This window comes from Psychrobacter sp. C 20.9 (assembly GCF_001921765.1).
GTDB lineage: Bacteria > Pseudomonadota > Gammaproteobacteria > Pseudomonadales > Moraxellaceae > Psychrobacter > Psychrobacter piscatorii_B.
Window position 1 is genome coordinate 57,321 of the sequence record NZ_MRYC01000008.1, and the last position, 21,598, is coordinate 78,918.

At 45.2% G+C, this 21,598-nt stretch carries 16 protein-coding genes; 9 read left to right on the forward strand and 7 right to left on the reverse strand.

From position 1 onward, the window contains the following. Positions 1 to 66: 66 nt before the first annotated feature. From lon to BTW00_RS06965, 4 genes are all read left to right on the forward strand, one after another. Positions 67 to 2,676 carry an endopeptidase La gene (lon, locus tag BTW00_RS06950; protein ID WP_256714025.1) on the forward strand — a complete coding sequence of 870 codons (2,610 nt, stop codon included), beginning with the start codon at positions 67 to 69 and terminating at the stop codon, positions 2,674 to 2,676. A gap of 144 nt (positions 2,677 to 2,820) precedes the next feature. Beyond that, entirely contained in the window at positions 2,821 to 3,945 is a 1,125-nt protein-coding gene (locus BTW00_RS06955) for an META domain-containing protein (protein WP_075106809.1), read from the forward strand. Between the two features lie 30 nt (positions 3,946 to 3,975). Continuing rightward, on the forward strand, positions 3,976 to 5,010 hold the full coding sequence (locus tag BTW00_RS06960; RefSeq protein ID WP_075106810.1) for an META domain-containing protein: 1,035 nt from the start codon (positions 3,976 to 3,978) through the stop codon (positions 5,008 to 5,010). 195 nt (positions 5,011 to 5,205) lie between these two features. After that, positions 5,206 to 5,763: a superoxide dismutase family protein gene (locus tag BTW00_RS06965; protein WP_075106811.1), complete on the forward strand. Its 558-nt coding sequence runs from the start codon at positions 5,206 to 5,208 to the stop codon at positions 5,761 to 5,763. Positions 5,764 to 5,847: 84 nt separating this feature from the next. On the opposite strand, the gene topA is transcribed toward BTW00_RS06965, so the two are convergent. Beyond that, entirely contained in the window at positions 5,848 to 8,514 is a 2,667-nt protein-coding gene (topA, locus tag BTW00_RS06970) for a type I DNA topoisomerase (protein WP_075106812.1), read from the reverse strand. A 251-nt stretch (positions 8,515 to 8,765) separates the two neighbouring features. Further along, on the reverse strand, positions 8,766 to 9,368 hold the full coding sequence (locus tag BTW00_RS06975) for a hypothetical protein (RefSeq protein ID WP_075106813.1): 603 nt from the start codon (positions 9,366 to 9,368) through the stop codon (positions 8,766 to 8,768). A gap of 400 nt (positions 9,369 to 9,768) precedes the next feature. Here BTW00_RS06975 and BTW00_RS06980 point away from each other — a divergent pair, with 400 nt between their 5' ends. After that, positions 9,769 to 10,302, forward strand: a complete 534-nt coding sequence (locus BTW00_RS06980) for a DUF2799 domain-containing protein (protein ID WP_058024115.1) — start codon at positions 9,769 to 9,771, stop codon at positions 10,300 to 10,302. A 204-nt stretch (positions 10,303 to 10,506) separates the two neighbouring features. On the opposite strand, the gene BTW00_RS06985 is transcribed toward BTW00_RS06980, so the two are convergent. The 3 genes from BTW00_RS06985 to BTW00_RS06995 form a co-directional block, all read right to left on the reverse strand. Then, positions 10,507 to 10,908, reverse strand: coding sequence for a biopolymer transporter ExbD (locus BTW00_RS06985; protein ID WP_075106814.1), 402 nt, complete (start codon positions 10,906 to 10,908; stop codon positions 10,507 to 10,509). A gap of 50 nt (positions 10,909 to 10,958) precedes the next feature. Next, the gene (locus tag BTW00_RS06990; RefSeq protein WP_075106815.1) at positions 10,959 to 11,645 is read right to left on the reverse strand and encodes a MotA/TolQ/ExbB proton channel family protein; all 687 of its coding nucleotides are present in this window, start codon (positions 11,643 to 11,645) and stop codon (positions 10,959 to 10,961) included. 108 nt (positions 11,646 to 11,753) lie between these two features. Next, positions 11,754 to 12,719 (reverse strand): energy transducer TonB, encoded by a 966-nt coding sequence (locus BTW00_RS06995; protein WP_075106816.1) that lies wholly within the window; start codon positions 12,717 to 12,719, stop codon positions 11,754 to 11,756. A 508-nt stretch (positions 12,720 to 13,227) separates the two neighbouring features. Between BTW00_RS06995 and BTW00_RS07000 the strand changes: the two genes are divergently transcribed. From BTW00_RS07000 to BTW00_RS07020, 4 genes are all read left to right on the forward strand, one after another. Further along, the gene (locus BTW00_RS07000) at positions 13,228 to 14,271 is read left to right on the forward strand and encodes a siderophore ABC transporter substrate-binding protein (protein ID WP_075106817.1); all 1,044 of its coding nucleotides are present in this window, start codon (positions 13,228 to 13,230) and stop codon (positions 14,269 to 14,271) included. A gap of 82 nt (positions 14,272 to 14,353) precedes the next feature. Next, complete coding sequence (locus BTW00_RS07010; protein ID WP_143506565.1) at positions 14,354 to 15,448, forward strand: ABC transporter permease; 1,095 nt, start codon at positions 14,354 to 14,356, stop codon at positions 15,446 to 15,448. A gap of 114 nt (positions 15,449 to 15,562) precedes the next feature. Further along, positions 15,563 to 16,648, forward strand: a complete 1,086-nt coding sequence (locus BTW00_RS07015) for an iron chelate uptake ABC transporter family permease subunit (protein WP_083603594.1) — start codon at positions 15,563 to 15,565, stop codon at positions 16,646 to 16,648. Between the two features lie 75 nt (positions 16,649 to 16,723). Continuing rightward, positions 16,724 to 17,494 carry an ABC transporter ATP-binding protein gene (locus tag BTW00_RS07020; protein ID WP_075106820.1) on the forward strand — a complete coding sequence of 257 codons (771 nt, stop codon included), beginning with the start codon at positions 16,724 to 16,726 and terminating at the stop codon, positions 17,492 to 17,494. Positions 17,495 to 17,924: 430 nt separating this feature from the next. Here the strand turns inward: BTW00_RS07020 and BTW00_RS07030 are convergent, their stop codons facing one another. Together BTW00_RS07030 and BTW00_RS07035 are read right to left on the reverse strand one after the other, a co-directional pair. Beyond that, positions 17,925 to 19,262 carry a PepSY domain-containing protein gene (locus BTW00_RS07030; RefSeq protein WP_075106822.1) on the reverse strand — a complete coding sequence of 446 codons (1,338 nt, stop codon included), beginning with the start codon at positions 19,260 to 19,262 and terminating at the stop codon, positions 17,925 to 17,927. Between the two features lie 161 nt (positions 19,263 to 19,423). After that, a complete protein-coding gene (locus BTW00_RS07035; protein WP_075106823.1) occupies positions 19,424 to 21,526 on the reverse strand; it encodes a TonB-dependent receptor domain-containing protein in 2,103 nt (700 codons plus the stop codon). Positions 21,527 to 21,598 lie beyond the last annotated feature (72 nt).

The following is a 21,598-nucleotide window of genomic DNA, read 5'->3' on the forward strand; positions in this document are numbered from 1 at the left end:
GACACCATTTATCTAGACATGAACCACGAACTTGACTTTACAAGTCTGGGGAACGAGGAAAAATATATGAGTGAACATAAAATAACCCAAGACAATATCGACATTGATGTTGATGTTTCAACGACTGACGTAGAAAACAATGAGGTAGACACCTCGTCAACTGATACACGAGAAGCAGCAACAATTGATGTCAAAGATACTGATCTTGATGACAGTACGCTTACTGATACTGACAACAAAAAAGCAAGCGATGATCAAGATGAAAACTACTTGCCACTCTTGGCATTGCGAGATGTGGTTGTCTATCCGCACATGCAGATTGCCTTATTTGTGGGACGCGCGCCATCGGTCAAAGCCGTTGAGCTGGCACAAGCTGAGTATGGCAACAAAGTACTGGTCGTCGCCCAAAAAGACTCATTGACCGAAGACATTGATCAAGACAACTTGTATCAATACGGTACGGTGTGCCGCATCGTCAGCACCATGCCGCATGACAGCGATGAGAACTGCATCAAAGTACTCATCGAAGGTCAATATCGCGCCCGTGTCGACAATATCGAAAGTCATGACGACTTATTGATGGCGAGATTTGAGCGTGCTGATCTTGATGTCAGCATGGATGAGAGCCAGAAGAAAAACACTATTCAGGCGTTGACCACCCTGTTTGAAGGCTATGCGGATGCGCGTCTGCGTAATGCCCGTGAGCTGACCCGCGTGGCGAAGCGTATCGATGATTTGCTTGAGCTTGTGTACTTTATCTCAACTCGCGTCTCGATGGATCTTGATGTCAAGCAATCGTTCTTAGAAGAAAACGATATCAAAACGCATATCAACACCTTGACGGAATATCTGGTCAAGCAAAGTGCTGAGCAAAATATCGAGCAAGATATTCAAGATGCGGTCCGTCAGCAGATGGAAGACAATCAGCGCGAATACTTCTTAAACGAAAAGATGAAAGCGATCAAAAACGAGCTATCAGATCTCAATGATGGCGCGTTTGATGGCGAAGATGATGTCGCTGAGCTAGAGCAGCGTCTCGAAGATGCTGACTTGCCAGACGATGTGCGCAAAAAAGCGGAGCAAGAGTTTAAAAAGCTCAAAATGATGCCACCTGCTTCATCAGAGTCGTCAGTGGTACGCAACTATATTGAGTGGATTTTGGATACGCCGTGGAATGCGACGACCAAAGTTTCGATCAATCTTGATAAAGCCAAAACGGTGCTGGACGAAGATCATTATGGCTTACAAGATGTCAAAGACCGCATCTTAGAATATCTCGCCGTACAATCACGCGTGAAAAAACTGCGTGGCCCGATTCTGTGTCTCGTCGGTCCTCCAGGTGTGGGTAAAACTTCATTAGGTGAGTCGATTGCTCGTGCAACGGGTCGTAAATTTGTCCGTATGGCACTGGGCGGCGTACGTGATGAAGCGGAAATTCGTGGTCATCGCCGTACTTATATCGGTGCGATGCCGGGTAAAATCGTTCAGTCATTGGCAAAAGTAGAAGTCAAAAACCCACTGTTCTTATTGGATGAAATCGATAAGATGGCGCAAGACTTCCGCGGTGATCCAGCATCAGCATTGCTCGAAGTATTGGACCCTTCACAGAACGATACCTTTAACGACCATTATTTAGATATGGACTTAGACTTGTCGCAAGTGATGTTCATCTGTACGGCTAACAGCATGGATATTCCACCTGCGCTACTTGACCGTATGGAAGTCATTCGTCTGCCGGGTTATACCGAAGAAGAAAAAGTCAATATCGCGCAGAAATACCTCGTACCAAAAGCGATTAAGAATAATGGCCTTAAAGAAGGTGAAATTGAAATCGTTGAAGCGGCCCTACACAGTATCGTACGAAGCTATACGCGTGAAGCGGGTGTGCGTAACCTTGAGCGTGAAGTCAATAAAATCTGCCGCAAAGTCGTTCGCGGTTCGGTTGAAACTCATGGCGCACGTGCTCCGAAAAAAGCGGAACGTCAGCTAGTGACCGTCGATGACAAGAACATCGATGACTATCTAGGTGTGCATCAGTATGACTACGGTCTGGCGGAAGAAGAGCCTGAGATTGGTCGTATCACTGGTCTTGCGTGGACACAAGTGGGCGGCGAGCTACTTACTATTGAAGCGGTCGCTATGAAAGGTAAAGGTGAGCTTAGCTTCACCGGCTCACTTGGCGATGTGATGAAAGAGTCGATTCGTGCGGCGATGAGTGTGGTGCGTGCTCGCGGTGACAGTCTTGGCATTGACTATGAGACAGTCAAAACCACAGATATCCATGTGCACATGCCAGAAGGCGCCACGCCAAAAGACGGTCCTTCTGCTGGTGGTGCATTGACGACAGCACTGGTCTCTGCCTTGACAGGTATTGCCATTCGTCCAGATATCGCCATGACAGGTGAGATCACCTTGCGCGGCAAAATCCTACGTATCGGTGGTCTCAAAGAGAAGCTACTGGCAGCGCATCGCGGCGGCATCAAGCATGTCTTGATTCCAGAAAGTAATGAGCGTGATTTGGCCGATATCCCTGATAATGTCAAAGAAGGCTTGACTATTCAGCCAGTTGCGACGATCGAAGAGATTTTAAAGGTTGCTTTGGTAGATATGCCAAAACCGCTCAAGCCTGCAAAAGTGACGGTTGATAAAACGGCAGGCAAAGCGCTACACAACTAATTACGTATTCGTTATTTAAATTCTCAAAAACCAAGAGCTGCTCATCACTATGATGGGCGGCTTTTTTTTGGCAATAATAAACAACAATCTTTCTAGAGCCTTGTGCTATATTTTAGACAAATGTTTATTTATTGGAAAATTATAATGTCAAATAATTTACGGATGCCTTTAGCGATAATAAGCGCCTTATTACCTCTCTCCCTACTAGGTTGCCAAACAAACAGCCTTAATCATTCAGCGCAAACCAGTACCGTCATTGACGATAAAAACTGGTCAGCGGCTACCCTCAAACCCAGACTGTTTCAAACCATCACAGGCTATAACTGGCAATTAACACAGGTTAGTAATGATAAAGGAAAACTCACACGCCTCAACCTTCAGCCGCCGCTAATGATGGACGTTCGCCCAGACCTGTTAACCTTTGATGACGGCTGTTACCGATACATCGTGTCCTTTGATATGTGGCTGCCTCTACCTTATCCTTATACACAAGCATCAATACAAGATACAACTAAATCACCAGTCACGGCTGCTGACTGCACTGCGATATATCAAGCAACTACCCAAGATTGGCGCGGTAATACAATCATCCCTAGCGATACAGCACATCTATTAAACGCAACTTTTAAGCCTTATGCAGGAATGAATTTTACATTTGTTCCCGCGCTGCCTCAGTCAGTACATGCTACCAAAACCTTAGAAAAACAGCTGGCTTTAAAGACGGATAAGGGCAAAACCCTAATATTTTCGGGCACGCCCAAGCCTGAACATCCCATAACTGGCATACTACTCACCAATGAATTATTAGAGGGCTATCGTTGGCAACTGTTACAAGTGACTGACAAAACAGGCGCCGTCATGAGCGAGTTTACGCAGACAGAAAAGCCCATCACCCTTTCCTATGGTTTGGATAACTATAGTGGCGATGAAAGTGACGAAAAAAATGGTTTTGAGTCAGGTATATATGGGCAAAGCTTTGGTATCTCTGTTGGCCGCAACGGCGTTAGTGGGCCTTACACCCTCTCTATCAATCAGAATTTGCTCACTGGCAGCTTTCCTTCCACAATGATGAGCTGCGGTGACACTATTGATGACATTGAGTCACGGCTTCGACGTATGATGGCCTATAGCACGAGTCGACTGATCTTAACGCACGCGGATAATAAGGCAAAGGCAACTATAGAGCAGTCAGAGCAAAACTACTTACTCACCCAAACGCTAGATTCTGGCGAGATGTTGGTTTGGAAAAATATCAAAAAAAATAAATAAGCCATTCAACACTGAAAAAAGGACACCCTCATGAAAAAACTGATGCTCGCCAGCGCGTTATTTTGCAGTACTGTGCTTGCCATATCAGGCTGTCAGTCGATGAGTAAAAATACCGTATCCGTAGCGTACAGTACCACACAAGCCGATACGCTCGATATTCCAAAGAATCAAGTCATGCAATGGAGTAGTGGCTACAACTGGCAACTGTCAGAAGTGACGCGAGATGATGGTCAGCTTATCCCTATCCAAAGTACGAACCCCATACGTTTGGCTATTGATCCAGGTAGACTGCATTTTTATCAGGGCTGTACGCACGATAAAATCGACCTATTCTCTGGTGCACCCCCATTAAGTTATAGCAGCTATATTGTACAGCTACCTGCGACCTGTACGAACAGCAGTACTGATGACTATAATATTCGCACGTTGTTTGAGGACTATGGTACGTATATGTTTGGGATTAAGTTACTACCTACAATATCCCTAACGGCACAGGACGATACCACAGCCTCGCCAAAGCGCCTTGCACTGACTATGGAAAACGGCAACCAACTTATCTTTACAGGGATGGCAAAACCGCTACTTTCACCACCGATAGGGTTACCAATCAGTACTAAACTGCTAGCGAACTATAAGTGGCATTTGGAAAGCGCGGTTGCCAATCATTATGACGAGCAAGGAAAACTGATGAATAGAGAACCGATTAGTGATTTTTATCATCCTGATTATCCCATTTCATTCGAGATTTTTAGTCAACCTGAAAATTCAATCATCTCTTTTGGTTCGAATTGCAATGGCTCTGGTGCACCTTATTTTCTACTTGACGATAATACGCTAAAGGTTGGCATGATTATCAGCACAATGATGGGCTGCGGCGAAACAGGCAATCGCATTGAAACCACGCTATTTAACTTTATGCAGGAAAGCAGCAGCACCCTGACGTTAAGTATGCAGCTACAATCAGCAACAGGTAATACAGGCGATTATCCACATTATAACCTGCTGCAAACCATGGCAACAGGCGAAACCTTAATTTGGAAAAATGAGCCAAAGAAAATTCCTTAATACATTTTCAAACCCATACGTTACTTACATTTATTAACCGATTGTTGCGCATTTAATGAATAACTATAGGGTTTGCTTGGCTATACTGATGATGATGTTAACGAATATCGATACGCGCTCTAACAGAACAATAAATACAGATATTTGTGACTTTAACCACGTTCTAAATAATGAATAAAATAACTGGAGATAATAATGAATAAGACAATGCTTGCAAGTGCCCTACTATGCGGATCAGCGTTAGCCATGACTGGTTGCCAAACGGTCGAAGGTCAAATGCAAACAGGCAATCCTGTCAATCAGCCAGCACTAAAATCTACCATCAAAGCGGTGAGCGGTGATAAGAACGAAGTCGGACAGATGTTCCTGCGTCCTGTCGATGGCGGTGTACAAGTCTACGGTAAGCTCATGAATCTACAGCCGGGCCAAACGGTTGCACTACATATTCATGAGACAGGTAGCTGTGCTGATATGGGTAAAGCGGCAGGCGGTCACTTCAATCCTGATAACAAACCACACTCTAATCCCGATGACATGAATGGTCATGCAGGTGACCTACCTAACCTGACAGCAAACGAAGATGGTGTCGCTACTATCAATTATGTAAACAAAAAAATCACTGCTGATGAAGCCGGTAAGTATAGTGCGAATCGCCTAGCCTTTATCGTCCATGCAGGCGCAGATGATTACACCAGCCAGCCTTCAGGCGCATCAGGCGATCGCGTTGCTTGTGGTATTATTGAAAAGAATTAATAGCGTCTAAACTTAGCTATTATTGATAGCATAAAAAAACCTCTTAGCATCTAAGAGGTTTTTTTATGACCGGTAGAAAAGTGGTTACTCTTCTACCCACTCGCCTTTACGCCAGTACACACCCCAACGGGTGGCCTTGCCGTTTTTCTCAGAGCCGATGTACTGCTCTTTTTTCTTACGTGACCAACGTAATATAGTTGGGTTACCATCTGGATCTTCATCTGGTCCCTCAAACAGATATTGGAACTTGTCGTCCATCTTGTCTTTTATTTCACGTAGCTCAGCAAGCTTGGGCGCACGAGTCTCGCGCACCTTTGGAAATTTAGAGGCCGCAAGGAACATGCCAGCCGCGCCTTCACGCAAAATGAAGTAATCATCATGCTTGGTTGATTTTAGCTCTGGTAGATGAATAGGATCCATACGCGGCGGTGCTGCTTCGCCTGTTTTTAGCACCTTGCGGGTGTTATCGCATTTCTGACAAGCAAAGTATGGGCCAAAGCGACCTGTCTTTAGCTCCATTTGTCCATCGCACTTGTCACAGTCGATGGTTGGCGCATCTGAGCCTGGTACTTCAAACTTACCTTCTTCTAGAATATAACCGTCACAATCAGGGTTATTACCGCAGATGTGTAGCTTGAGACCACCATCGACGATATAACCATTCATGGCGGTGCCGCATTTCGGGCAGCGTTTTTTCTCCATCAAATCTTTGACTTCTGCCGCTTCGTCATCACCTTCTGCATCATCTAAGTTGGCAAACGCTTCGACTGGCATTAGATTTTTGGTGCCTTTACAGCGCTCTTTCGGCGGCAAGTTATAGCCAGTACAGCCCAAGAATACGCCTGTTGAGCCTGTACGCAGCTGCATCGGACGATCGCAAATATCGCAATGCACATCTGGCACATCGGTTGGATCATTCGGACGCATACCATCTTTGCCTTTGGCATGCTCAAGGGTGGTTTTGAACTCACCATAGAAATTATCGAGCACGTCTTTCCAATCTTGCTCACCCTCTGCGACATGATCGAGCTTGTCCTCAAGCGCAGCAGTAAAGGTATAATCCATCAAGTCTGGGAAGCTGGCTGTCAATCTATCGGTGACGATATCGCCCATTTTTTCAGCAAATAGTCGCTTGTTCTCAAGCTTCACATAACCACGATCTTGAATGGTCGAGATAATTGAGGCATAAGTCGATGGACGACCGATACCTTTTTTCTCAAGCTCTTTGACTAGGCTTGCTTCAGTATAGCGAGGCGCAGGTTTGGTAAAGTGCTGACTTGGATCAAGTTTATCTAAGTTTAATTTGTCGCCTTTTTTGACATCAGGCAATAACGTATCGTCAGTCTTAGCTGGTGGCATCACTTTTGTGTAGCCATCAAACACCATAGTACGGCCACGTGCTTTTAGCTCGATATCGCTTGCACCGACAAACAGGTTCACTGATAGATATTTGGCAGGCAACATCTGACACGCCACAAACTGACGCCAGATTAGCTCATATAGACGTATCGCATCACGCTCAACGCCTTTTAGTTGCGTTGATTTCATATTGACATTAGAAGGACGAATCGCTTCATGCGCCTCTTGTGCGCCTTGCTTATTGCCATAGAAATTTGGCTTTTCTGGCACGTATTTTGCGCCATAGCTGTCTTCGATATGACCTCGAACAGCAGCAAGAGCATCGCCAGACAAGAACGTCGAATCGGTACGCATATAAGTAATATGACCCGCTTCGTATAGACGCTGCGCCAAAATCATGGTCTTTTTAACAGAAAATCCCAAGCGCGTACTAGCCGCTTGTTGCAAGGTCGAGGTAATAAAGGGCGCACTTGGACGTGACTGGGTTGGCTTCTCTTCACGCTCTTTGACAATAAAATCGCTTGCTTTGAGTATCTCTAAGACTTTATCGGTCTGCTCTTTATTGCCAAGCTTTAGCGTTTTGCCGCCTTGCTTGATCGCCTCTAAACGGATACTGATTTGCTCCGCATCTGAGGCTTTTTTGGTTTTATCATGAGCGACATGTGTATCTGCATGGATTTGCCAGTATTCTTCTGGAATAAAGGCGCGAATTTCATGCTCACGCTCAACGACCAAGCGCATAGCGACTGACTGCACACGGCCTGCTGACAGACCGCGAGCAACCTTTTGCCATAGCAGCGGCGACACCATAAAACCGACCACACGATCCAAGAATCTGCGCGCTTGCTGAGCATTGACGCGATCGATATCAAGCTTTGAGGGTTGTTTAAAGGCATTTTGGATGGCTGATTTGGTAATCTCATTAAAGACCACACGTTGATACTTGCTATCAGGCCCACCGATAACTTCTTTTAGATGCCAAGCGATCGCTTCCCCTTCTCTATCCATATCCGTTGCCAGATAGATTTTGTCAGCGTCTTTGGCCAGTGCTTTGAGCTCTTTGATGACCTTGGTTTTGTTTGGTAGTACTTCATAGACCGCCGCCCAGTCGTGTTCTGGATCTACGCCCATGCGGCGTACCAGTGCTTGCTGTGCTTTTTCTTCTTTTGTCAGGCTGTCATCTTTTTTGGTCGTGGTTGCTTTTTTTGCGCTTTTATTTGCACTAACTGGTAAATCACGGACATGACCGATGCTCGAGCGTACGATAAAATCATCACCGAGATATTTATTAATGGTTTTTGCTTTGGCTGGTGATTCTACAATCACCAAAGACTTGCCCTTTGGGCTGTCAGCAGCTGATGCTGCGGTTTTTTTGGTTGTGGTTTTTGCCATATTTGACGACACCATAATATAAGTGATTAAAAGTATAAGTAGATTGAAAGTAACATTACAGTCAGCAGTAAAGTGATTTATAGTAATAATGGCTGCTGATAAAAAAGGTTATAAAACAAATTATAACCATAAAATAAAGATATAGTTATAAAGACGTTACACTGCTAAGCGTTAAACTGTCAACTTTAAATAAATTGAATATGAAAAACTACTTGCATATCGCCCTTTAATGGAGACAAAAAAGCGCTTTACTAGCCTTTCACATCTTTTTGCATTTGTATCGCCCACTTCTCAAGATTTGCTTTGAGCACTAACAGATCTGCCTCAATCCGTTGCTGATGATACGTGGGATTAGAGTTTGGGCGCACGTAAGCAATGTCTTCCCAATAGATGATAATGCTATTTGCCTTGGTCATCAGCCCTTTAACAAACGGCTCAATGCTCACTGGTAGCTCTAATGGCGCTTTGTCCAAGCTAAAATCGGTTTTTTTCACCGTCACATTATTGCTGCTTTGCGTAGAGCGAATGGCACTTGGAATATGGAGTGTTTTTGCATCATCGCTGGTATCAACAAAACTGCTATCTGGTCGCCATTGTCCATCGATCACTTGATAGCGTGTGTGCGGCAGTTTGGTCTCTTCTAATATCAGACAATACTGTCCAAGCATACCGCGGCCATATTCATTATCACGACCTTTGATCCAATCAGGGCAAGCAACGAGCTTTGGATTAAGCTGCAAACGGCGTGCGGTCATACGCAGCTTGTCTAAACGCTGATCGATACCATTCGGTTTGAGCGCCATCATACTCCCTAAGACGAATAGTACAATGATAACGCCAATCAATGTTCCCATGATGCTCTGGCCTTTTAACTAAATAAAAATGATGCTAAACAATATCAATATAACTGCCACGGCTGATAACCGCTGTCTACGCTAACAGTAAAAATAACGGCTTTATAAATAACTATCCTATAAATCGTTAACGTGAACTGGCTGCTACTCACATGACAGATAACGATATAGCAAGACTTATAATGAGCTCGAACCCGCAAAAATCAAGCACTGCCACTCAACTACTATTCAAAAATTGGCTGTATGGCTCACTCTTTATTTGTCAGTTATACTGTTAAATCAGACATTTAGCGTGCCTAATCATCAGTAGCATAGCCACATACAAAAACCAGATACAAAAAGTGGTCGGCGTAAAAAAGTGCTATGATAAACCATAATTTTAAACGCGCGCAGGTTTATTATGAATTATCTTATTAAGTCAAACTCATCAAGCGCTTATATCGCTAGCAAGCTGACAGGTAAACTCCTGAGCAACACTGGCATAAGCTTATCATTACTTGGCGCAATCGTGCTAACAGTGTCAGGCTGTGCCACTACCCAAAGCCTGACCCCGCAGCAATGTCAAAGCAGTAACTGGCAAGAAGTCGGTTATGCCGATGGTCTACAAGGTCGTTCAGGGGCTTACTTCGGGCACTATACCAACAGCTGCGCCAGTGTCGGCGGCGCCAGTCCTAACCGCATACAGTGGGAGCAAGGACGACAGCAAGGTCTCAAAAACTACTGTACCGAGCTGAATGCTTATAAGCTCGGTCGCGAAGGCTATGACTGGCAGCCAGTCTGTCCATTAGAAGGTATTGAGAAATTAGAAGAAGCTTACTCTCAAGGACGCTACTACTATATCCGTCAGCGCGATCTGGATTACTTGCGCTCGCCTTATCCGTTTGGTTACGGACATCTGGGCTTTGGCTACCGTCCATTTGGCTATGGCTGGTAAAAAGAAAACCTCAGTGATGACTTAATTTGAGGTTTAAGTCGTCACTGAGGTCGGAGAAAAGCTTATTATTTTAATCGTTCTTATTATTGTTATGACGCTCGTGCTATTCATTGGCTTATTGATTTATATCGCCAATTTTTTGCTGTAACGGACGTTACATTTCGCTACTTATTACTACTTAATACTTACTACCGTTTATCGCTATTATTCATTGACAAAGGCAATCTTGGTGAGTCCTGCTTGACTGGCAGCCGCCAAGACCTGAGCAACCGTATCATACTTACCTTCTTTATCGGCGCGCAGTTGCACTGAAGGATCTTTGCCGGTTGCGCCTTGCTCTTGCAGACGCGCCTCTAGCGCTTCCATGCTGATGGGATCGCTGTCCCAAAATATACCCGCGTCTTTATCAATACTGATTTGAATGGCTTCTGGCGGGGTTTGATTGACCTCAGCATTAGTCTTTGGCAAGTCTAAAGGAACCGTCGGATTCAGCACGGTCGCTGTCAATAAAAAGATAATCATCAATACCAGCATGATATCGATAAGCGGAATGAGGTTCATCTCATTCATACCTTGAACGTCATCATCACCCAGTTGAAATGCCATAATTATTCTCAATACTTGTGTTTATTGTCATGCCGCCAAGAGGTGCTTTTTTATTCTGCCACAGAGCTGCTGTAGTGGCGCGCTTGCTGCGTGTCTACTGCTGCATCGGTAGTATTTGAGCGATTGCCTTTAACCGCCTGCACCGGTGTTGCGCCCGCATTCGGGCTAGTAGACGATGGCACAGGCTCAGCAGACTCGGACAACAGATCATGTGCTCTATCATTGGCTTGATACATCACACGGCGATTGATACGTACTGCTAGGTTGTAAAACACCACAGCTGGAATAGCCACAGCGATACCAAGACCTGTCATAATTAGTGCCTCACCAACGGGGCCTGCCACTTGTCCCAATCCTGCCTGTCCACTCATACCAATATTATGCAGCGCGTGGAAAATGCCCCACACCGTACCAAATAAGCCGATAAATGGCGCGATCGCTGCCGTCGTTCCAAGAATAGGTAAGCCGCGCTCGCTGGCAAAACGGTAGCGCCCTATGTGCTTGAGTAACGTCTGTTCAGTGACCAAACGACGAGCGGCAGCATCGGAGCCGACCAAATCGGCCTGCTTTGCTTGTAGTTGTTGACTCAAGTCATCTGCCACACTGGTCGCCAGTTTGCGACTTTGCAATACGCGGACGATACCTGTCACCCAAGAGAGAATAGATAACGCAAGTAACAAAAAGAATAACGTCTTTGTCACCATGTCGCTGATCTGCCAGTATTGCATAAAGTCCATATCAGACTCCTTAATGTTTTATGCCATCACATGCTACTAAAATGAGTATCATGCCTTGTCTTATTATGAAAGATTATCAATAAATACGTTGTTATAAAATATAAATACTTAAGGAACCGCATAGCTGATCGGCAAGGTCACATTGCCCACTACTGGTGCGCCATTCTTGGTAAAGGGTTTGAACTTGCCAGAGCGTACTTGACGCTGGGCTTCTTTATCCAGCAAAGTATTGCCTGAAGACTGCGCCACTCGCACGCTATCGATACCACCTTGTTTATTGACACGCAATACCAATACCATGTTGAGCGTATCACCTGAACGCGCTCTACGTGCCGCACGATCAGGAAAGCTAAAGTTTGGCGCAGAGGCCCAATTGGCAGCGCTCGCAGTAAAGCTCACAGGCTCATTACTCTGTGCTCGAGCAGCAGCTTCCGCAGCTGCTTCTCTAGCGGCTTGTGCTTGGGCGGCGGCTTCTCTAGCAGCTTTTGCTTGTGCCGCAGCCTTAGCATCCGCGACTCTTTTAGCTTCTTGCGCTGCTCTGTCTTGTGCTTCTTGAGCGGCTTTTTCGGCTCGAGCAGCAGCCTCTTTGCGCTGTTCATCAGCAGCCGATGTATCAACTATCGGTTCTGGGCTGATCTTTTTGGGTGCTGCTTCTTTTGGTACAGGCTTTTGACTACTCTCAGTAGATGTTTTTTCGGTTGCGATGATTGGCGGTGTTTCAGATACTTTTTTCACCACAGGCTTCGCTGGTTCTATAGGTGTCTTAACACGCTTCTTAGGCGGTGGCTCTGCTTTTGGCTTTTGTACAGGCTTAGGTTGCACTTCTTTTTTGACGGTGACCTTTTTGACCTGCTGCACAGGTTCTTTCGTTTCTACTTTCGCTACTGCATTATTAGCAGGTAACGTCACAAACTCTATTTCGACAGGCGTGATATCTTCTTTTGGCGCAGGCTGTGGTTTGGGCGTTTCGATCACCGCCAAGGCGACTGCGGTGAGTACATGCAGCCCTACTACTACGAGAAGAGATAGCAGTATCAATCTGGTTGGTGGTGTGTCTAAATCCGTTGAACTCATAACAGCCTAATGTTTATTATCCGAGGTGGAATGGCGTTGATAATAATGCAAACGATAATTATTATCAATAATAATTTATAATATTTTCTTTGCTTTGTGAACTCATTGCCTCTTATCTCTGACAGATGTCCTATAACTATTGAGCATTACTGCCATCTCGCCCGTATTTAGCTCGCTTTTTTAATAAGTCTTTTAGATAAATACTTATCGCCAATAAAAATCATTATCATTATTATTGATAATGAGTCTCAACTACTTTATCATAACGGCTGTTTGGTTTTTCCGTATCATGATCAAAAACTGATGCGCATAAAAATATCCAAACCATAAAACGCTCAACCCAAAAGAATAAGGCTAGAGAGTAAAACTGACAGGCGCTCTATCAGCACGCCTTTGATATGAGCAATACTCTGCTCAGCTGCTCTCATCATTTTCTATTTTTATTGTGCTATCTGTGCAGTTGTCTTATTAACAGACTGCTTAAACATTCTGATATACCGAGTCCCTTATGTCTACTACCCCATTATCACACCGTCGTACTAATCCTATTTTTAAACGTCCATTATTGGCTACTATGATGACAGCTTTAATCGCTGCTATCAGTGTGACAGGTTGTAGCTCACCTGAGTCTGAATCAGCTGATGCTACAGCCACCAATCAAACGGCCAATGAGTCGTCAAACGTGGCCAACCATGATGCCGTCTCTGCTGAAAAAATCACGGTAAATACAGTCAAAGGCGATATAGCGCTGCCTATAAACCCTTCTCCGCTTGTCGTTTACGATATGACCTTGATGCAAGATTTGGCGGCACTAGACGTGGCTGTTGACGGTATGCCAGGCAGTTTGCTGTTAGACAATTTACACTCAAAAACCCAGCCTGAACCAAAAGCGGTCGGCACTGTGTTTGAGCCAGATCTTGAAGCATTAAACGCCATGCAACCACAAGCAATCTTGGTGGGCTCACGCATGGCAGAAAAGTATAATGAGCTGTCAAACATCGCGCCGACGTTGGATATGTCTATCGACACGGCTAATATTTATGAGTCGAGTAAGCAGCGTTTGCATGATTTGGGTGCGTTGTTTGGCAAAAGCGATCAGGCCGCTAGATTGCAACAAGACATAGATACGCTTATTGACGAGACAAAGGGTGTCACTAAAGATAAAGGCACTGGTCTGGTCGTTATGGTTAATGGCAATAAAATGTCAGCATATGGCGATAAATCTCGTTATGGGTTTATCCATACGGTGCTAGATGTGCCAATGGCAGATAAGCAAATTGCCGATGCCCCTCATGGACAGCCGGTCTCTTTTGAATATATCCAAAAAGCCAACCCAGACTGGTTGTTTGTTATCGATCGCAGCGCCGCGATTGGTGAAGATGGTATCGGTGCCAAAGCCGTATTGGACAATCCGCTGGTCGCGCAAACCAACGCTTGGAGCAAGCAGCAAGTGGTTTATCTAAGCCCAGACTCTTACCTAGCGTTTGGTGGCTATTACCAATGGATGCAGGATCTCACAACGATTAAAGATGCCTTTGCTAACGCTAAATAACGTCGTTCTCTATACAAACGATTATTGCACAAGTAGGTAATTATTACCGTTAACCTTGCTCATTTTTAAGCCAATAAAGATTATGTCGTTATTTTCACACCGTGCTCGTGCTAGGCTCAAACCTAACGCTTCTCTGCCAGTATCAAATTGGCAAGGAAGCGCTAGCCATACTTTAGGCTCGAAATATCGACGTGCTGCCATACCACCGTGGTTAATCAACACCGCAAGCCTCATTATCATGGGGCTTTTGGTGTTATTGAGCTTATCTATTGGTGTGGCTGACTTTTCGTGGTCGGGTATCTTACAAAGTATCATTAGTCATAGTGCAAATTCTGATAGCTCGCTACTACTGGTCAGCCGTATCCCGCGCACCGTTGCGATTATTTTGACGGGCATTGCGATGGCAGTGGCAGGAATGATCATCCAAGTGGTGCTCAAAAATCGCTTTGTCGAGCCGTCCATGGTCGGTGCTACCCAAAGCGCCGCGCTCGGTTTGCTGGTGGTCAGTCTGCTATTTCCTGCCAGTGCGCTCATTGTGAAGATGAGCGTAGCGACCATTGCAGCCATGCTGGGTATGATGCTCTTTATGCTGCTCATTCACCGTATTCCGCCGACTGATTTTTTGATGGTTCCACTGATTGGTATTGTCTTCGGCGGCATTATCGAAGCAGTCACTACCTTTATCGCCTATCAAACCGAATCGCTACAGATGCTCAGCGTGTGGCAGTTTGGGGATTTCTCAGGCGTCTTGGCAGGTCGTTATGAGCTGCTGTGGCTCACGGGCGCGCTGTGTGTACTCGCCTATATCATCGCCGATAAGCTAACCATCGTTGGTTTGGGTGACAATATCGCCTTGAACTTAGGTATTAGTAAGCGCCAAGTCACGTGGATTGGCGTGGGTATGGTAGCCATGATGAGTGCCGTTGTCGTCGTGACGGTCGGTATGATTCCTTTTATTGGCCTCGTCGTGCCAAACATTGTGAGCCGATTGATGGGAGATAAGTTGCGTCGTAGCTTGCCTGCAGTCGCGCTACTTGGTGCTTCGGCAGTATTGCTGTGCGATATTATCGGTCGCTCGATTCGCTATCCATTTGAAGTGCCTGTTGCCACCGTATTTGGCGTGGTGGGTACAGTGCTGTTTTTATGGCTATTATTGCGCGCGCCAGCTGAGCAATAAGACTAAGCAGTAAAGCTGAATAATAAAACAGCAATCTTTAATCGATTAACCACTCACTTACCGTCGTTCATTTTTTGCCTTATTTAGATAAGCTTGGCATCATAGGATTTATTTATGTTCTCATCAACTAAGCTTACTGCCACAAAGGCTCGTTCTACCCAAACCAACACAGCGATAGATAACTCATCTGCAGCAGATGGTCAGTATTCAGCTGCTGCCCAAGGTCAGTTGGCAAAGCTTTGGGCATGGATAGCTGCGCATCCAAAGTCCATTGCAGCTATTATTCTACTGATCTCGATGACCTTGTTTATGACACTCAATGTCAATGGCTATTGGGACTTTGCGCTACCGCTACGCGGCAAAAAACTGCTGGCACTGATGGTGGTTGGCTATGCGATTGGCGTGTCGACGTTATTGTTTCAAACGTTGACTCACAATCCAATTCTAACGCCCTCCCTACTCGGGTTTGATTCGCTCTATGTTTTGCTACAGAGCTTACTGGTTTTCTTTTTAGGGGCGATTAGTTTTACCAGTCTCGATCCTATTGCCAAGTTCACGCTAGAGATTGTCCTGATGTTTGGGGCATCTTTATTATTATTTAAGCTATTATTTTCTAAAAGCAGTCAGGATCTGACACGCTTGATATTGGTGGGCGTTATCTTTGGTGTGTTGTTCCGCAGTTTATCAGCACTCATTGCACGGCTGATTAACCCTGATGATTTTGTGGTTGTACAATCTGCTAGCTACGCGCAGTTCAATACGGTCAATCCTCAGCTATTAGGCATTAGCCTATTTATCTGTGTCATCACTGCGGTGTTTGTCTGGCGCTGGCGTTACCAGTGTGATGTGCTGATGCTCGGACAAGCCCAAGCCATTAACCTTGGTATCAATTATCAACGTCTGGCATTTGGCCTATTAACTGTTATCGCAGTGCTAGTCGCCACAGCCACTGCACTGGTCGGCCCAGTGACTTTCTTTGGTCTATTGGTTTGTGCATTGACCAATCGTATCGCTCGACACATGTATCATACTGAGCGGCTGATATTGGTCAGTTTGGTCGCTATGATTTGCTTGGTGTTGGGTCAGACACTCTTTGAGCAAGTGCTAGATATGGCAGGCGTATTGTCCGTTGTGATAGAGCTAGCAGGTGGCCTCGTGTTCTTGGCATTGATATTTATGTCCCAGCGCCGTTCGTTATAACGACTTAGCCGACATTGTTTATTTAGCTGATGCTGTTGATAAAGAAAGCCCTAAGACTTTTTAAATAAGACGATTATGATTAAACTGAATAATATCTCTCACCATATTGGCAAACAAAAAATCTTGCATGACATTACGTTGTCCCTACCAACGGCGCAGGTCATTGCTTTGATTGGGCCTAACGGCGCTGGAAAATCGACGTTGTTTTCCGTCATGGCTCGCTTGCAGCCGTTACAATCTGGGCAAGTGAGCTTTGCTGTAGATAATGAGGAACGTGATATTGTCAGCTGTCAGGCGCGCACACTTGCCAAGACGGTCGCTATGCTCGGACAAGACAATCATGTACAAGGACGCCTACGCGTGCATGAGCTGCTGATGTTCGGTCGTTACCCTTATCATCAAGGACAACCAACCGTAGGCGATCAGCAAAAAGTACAGGAAATCCTCGAACGCTTTGAGCTGGAGCCACTTGCCGAGCGTTTCTTGTCAACGTTATCAGGTGGACAGCGTCAGCGCGTGCTGATTGCAATGATCGTCTGCCAAGATACGCCCTATCTATTGCTTGATGAGCCACTCAATAACCTAGATATGTATCATGCTGGTCGACTCATGCGTGAGCTACGTACGCTTAGCCACAGCCAGCAAAAAACCGTGGTGATCGTCCTACATGATATCAATCAAGCAGCACAATTTGCCGATACGGTCGTTACAATGAAAGCAGGAGAAGTGATGGCTGTTGGTCGCCCTGCTGATGTTATTACTCAAGAGACAATGAAAGATTTATACAATGTCGACGTCACTGTGCTCAATCATCAGGGTCGTCCTGTGATTGTGGATACGGTTTAAGTACAGCATTTCGCAAACCACAGAAGAAATTATCGATGCATAAAGCGCTATTAAATAATCGATGGATAAACTACAAAAACCTGTCTCTATTCATTTTAGTGATTAGCTTTTGCCTGTTCATTTATTACGCTTTAAATAAAGAGGTGTCAGATACCTTTTTTTGGTTAGGAATGACTTTATATGTTCTAAGATTAGTGGTTATTCCTATGGATTTTACTCAAGATATTGCTTCAGTAAATTACACAAAAAACTATGACGAAAATAATGGTTGGCATAGGTGGGTCATGCTAGGTGAAAAGTTTGCGTGCTTCATTTTCACTGTTTGCATAGCATACGACATATTTTTGTTCTTAAAGTGATAACTAGGATATGGTTTTCATTTAGTAAATAATGATCTAAATGAAAACCATACCCTAAGAATATAAATATATCATCGGCCCTTTTGCAATGCCTTTAAACGCTGCTGTCGGCCTTTCCACCATAGATACACACCTGTCCCTGATAGCACCGCAACTGCCAGTCCAATCATTGCCAAAAATGCTTGATACAGTCGATGGCTCCAACCTTGACCGATATGTCCCATATGAAGCGTTGACAGCCATTGGTCTACTTTGTTACCAAAACCGCTTTGATAACCAAAACTAACGCGCGCAACCTCTCCTGTGGCAGCATCAACCGTAATGGATGACGCACCGCTGTGTGTACCAATATCTCTATCTGTTTTGAAACGCATTTGCCATTGCTCGTCCTCTGCAACCCAGCGGATACCCAATAACTGCTGTACAGCCGTGCCATTCTGCCGCGCCGCAATATCGGCTTGGGCACTCAGATAGGCAATGCTGTTGCTCTTATTGACTGCTTGAGCAATGGCATCCGCTGTATTGCGGCTATCGTTAACAGTCGTATTTGAGTTTATAGACTTATCTGCCCTACCCTGATTTTCTACTGTTTTATTCGGTTCAGGCTTGGTTGGCGGTCGCCCTCTTTCTCTTGGCGTCAGTCCGACCACTGCCTGCATCACAGGCTGATAAACGGGTTTTAGATTAAACCCAACGCTCGACCAAGCGATGACAAATAGCATAACCCATAGCCACAGACCAAAAGCATGATGCAAATCATAGTTAAGCTTAAAGGTATTGGTTTTGCGGCGAATTTTCCATGCAGGTAGCCAGCGCTTAAACAGCGAGGCGCGTTTTTTGATAGAGACTTGTTTTGACTGACTCGATTTGACTGCTCGAGGAAAGGTCAAATAAAAGCCAATAAAACAATTAATCGTCCAAACTAGCGAGACAATGCCCAAGACCCATTTACCAATATCACCAAGCAATAAGTCACGGTGCAGCCAAAATACCTTCCACATGGTATTATGCCATGCCCAAGTATCTTTATTCCGTGTTCCAATGACTGCGCCAGTATAAGGGTTGACATAAACCTCATTAAAAGCAGGCTCAGGCGTGGTAGGCTTGCCGCTGCGCCATCTATCTACCGAAAACACCGCTGACTTGCCCGCCTCAATGGTCGTCGGCAAACTTGAAAAACCATACTGCGGATAGGTACGGATCACACTATCATGCAGCGCAGCGACAGACTGTATCGGCGTGTTTTGTGCCTCGACACGCGCCAGTTTATGGTTAAACAAGTCATCTAACTCATGATGAAAAGCGAGCAGCGCACCCGTGAGACTGGCAATGATTAAAAAGGCTGCCATAGCAAGCCCAGTATAACGGTGAATCCACAAGCAGGCTTGACGAGGATTGAATGTAATCATTGGTCTTGGTTCTTTATTATATGTTGTTTGGGTAGGTATTTATCCGTTAGCGTCATTGCTGCTATAGCCAATCCAAAAGCCAGTAGGCAATAAAAAGCCAGCTCCCATGTACAGACAGCTGACTCTATAAGTACGATTAGACTCAAACCAGATAAGCTATATTAGAACTGATATGTTAAAGACGTTTTGATATTACGTCCCATCTCAAAATCAGTATAGGCATCATCGATAGAGTTGCGCGATGCATGACTTGCATAAGTCTCATCAAAGATATTGTAAACACCTAGCGTGGCCTTTAGACCTTCGATTTGAGTTGGTGCATAAGTCATAAAGATATCATGCACGTCATAGCCTGGTTTTTCGTTGTCATCACCAGCGGTATTTGGTGTCACATCGGCGACATAAGTACTGCGCCAGCCAAGCTCGGTGGTGCTGGTTGGAGCGTAACCAAGATTGACCATGTACTTGTCACCAGACTCTGAGCCACTGCCGCTGACAGAAGAGATATTGTAACCCGTATCTTCGCCTTTGCTACGTGCACGAGCATAGCTTAGACCCATGTTGAAATTATCTGCGCGATAATCAGCTGATAACTCTACGCCTTTGATCTTAAAATCTTCGTCATTATTAATGACACCTTGGCAGGCTTCAGGGGCAGCACTTGTACCTAGTTGCCCAGTGGTACAATTCATACCAGTTCTACTGCCACCTGCACGTACGAACTCAATATAGTTTTCGATATTGGTTTCAAAGTACTTAGCGCTCAGCTTTAAAGAGTCATCAGCCACAGTCAAACCACGCAGCGTTGTCGCAATGCCGACTTCTGCATTATCACCTTCTTCTGCTTTTAGGTCATTGTTCACATAGGTATTCACACCGTCGGAATTAAAGATCGCTTGGCTAAGATCTGGACCATTAAATAACTGCGTATAGCTCGCAAATAGCTGGGTGCGCGGTGCAATCTCATAACTGGCAGCCAATGCCCCAACGACATTGTCGTAAGTCTTGCCAGCCGATACATACTCTGGAGACTCATAACGGTCATAACGGACGCCTGGCGTTAAACTAAGTTTACCCATTTGCCATTGGTCTTCTAGATAGACTGAGGTATTGGTTGCTTCATCTGTACCGGCAACTGGTATAGTTGTACCTCGTTGGACACTGCTATAGTCAGATTCTTTTTTGTAATGCTCAACCCCAGCGATTAACTTATGAACTCCTGGTACACCGTTGATAATACTGCTATCAACGATACTGGTGTTCTGTACTTTGCCGCCTGTGGTTTTGACTTCTGCATCGAACTCAAACCCGGGTATGCCATCAGAGTTACGCAAAATCTGCGTGCTGGTTTGATATACATTGGCGTCTACATTGACCAACTGATTGGCAGGGTTGTAAGCGTAGTCAAGCGCATAGGTATCACGTTTGACTTCCTGCGGGATGATTGGGTTCCAGCCGCCAGCAGGAAAATCTGGACGTAATGGGAATTTGCCTTTGTTTTCGGTACGGCTAAAACTAGCGCCTACATGATGATCACTACCGACATACGCACCCGCTTTTAATAAGATGTTTTCGCCTTCGCTATCTTCCGTTTGGATTTTACGGCCTTTACCATCTTCACCAGCGTCCGCGTCACGTTTGCCATAATAAGCCAGTAAATCAATATTTTCTGTTGGCGTACCATACACAGTAGCTGAGGTTAGCAGTTCATCATTGTTGCTGCCGTAGCCTGCATGCAGCTTAGCACCTACTTTTTGACCAGGCTTAAGTAAATCTGCCGCGTCGACTGTCTCAAAAGCAACCGCACCGCCGATAGCATCATTACCGAGCGTCACTGAGTTATTGCCCACTGACACCTCTGCTTGTTTTAGCAGATCTGGATCAATAGTGACATCACCCATGTGGTAGAACAACGCGCCTTCTTGACGTGCGCCATCAATCGTTACTTTTAGGTTAGTATCATCAAGACCACGTACACGAATACGTTGGTTGACCGATGAGGTACCGCCTACGCTTACCCCCGGTACGACGTCCAGAAAATCGCTCAGATGGCTTGCTTGAGCTGCTGGCGTATAGTCATCTATATAGACAGAGTCCTCTTGTACACTATCGCGGACAGAGCTATTTGCTGTCACGGTAATCGTTTGCAACGTCGTATTTGGCATATCTGCTGCCGTTGCAGCACTGGCAGCTTGTGCACACAATGCCGCTGCTACACCCATAGATAGCACAGTCAATCTGCTAGATAACTTTACTTCGCGCATAAAACATCTACTCACTTTATTTACTGTCAAAAATTAGAATTATTTTTAAAACCTATCATCGAATAGTCCTGA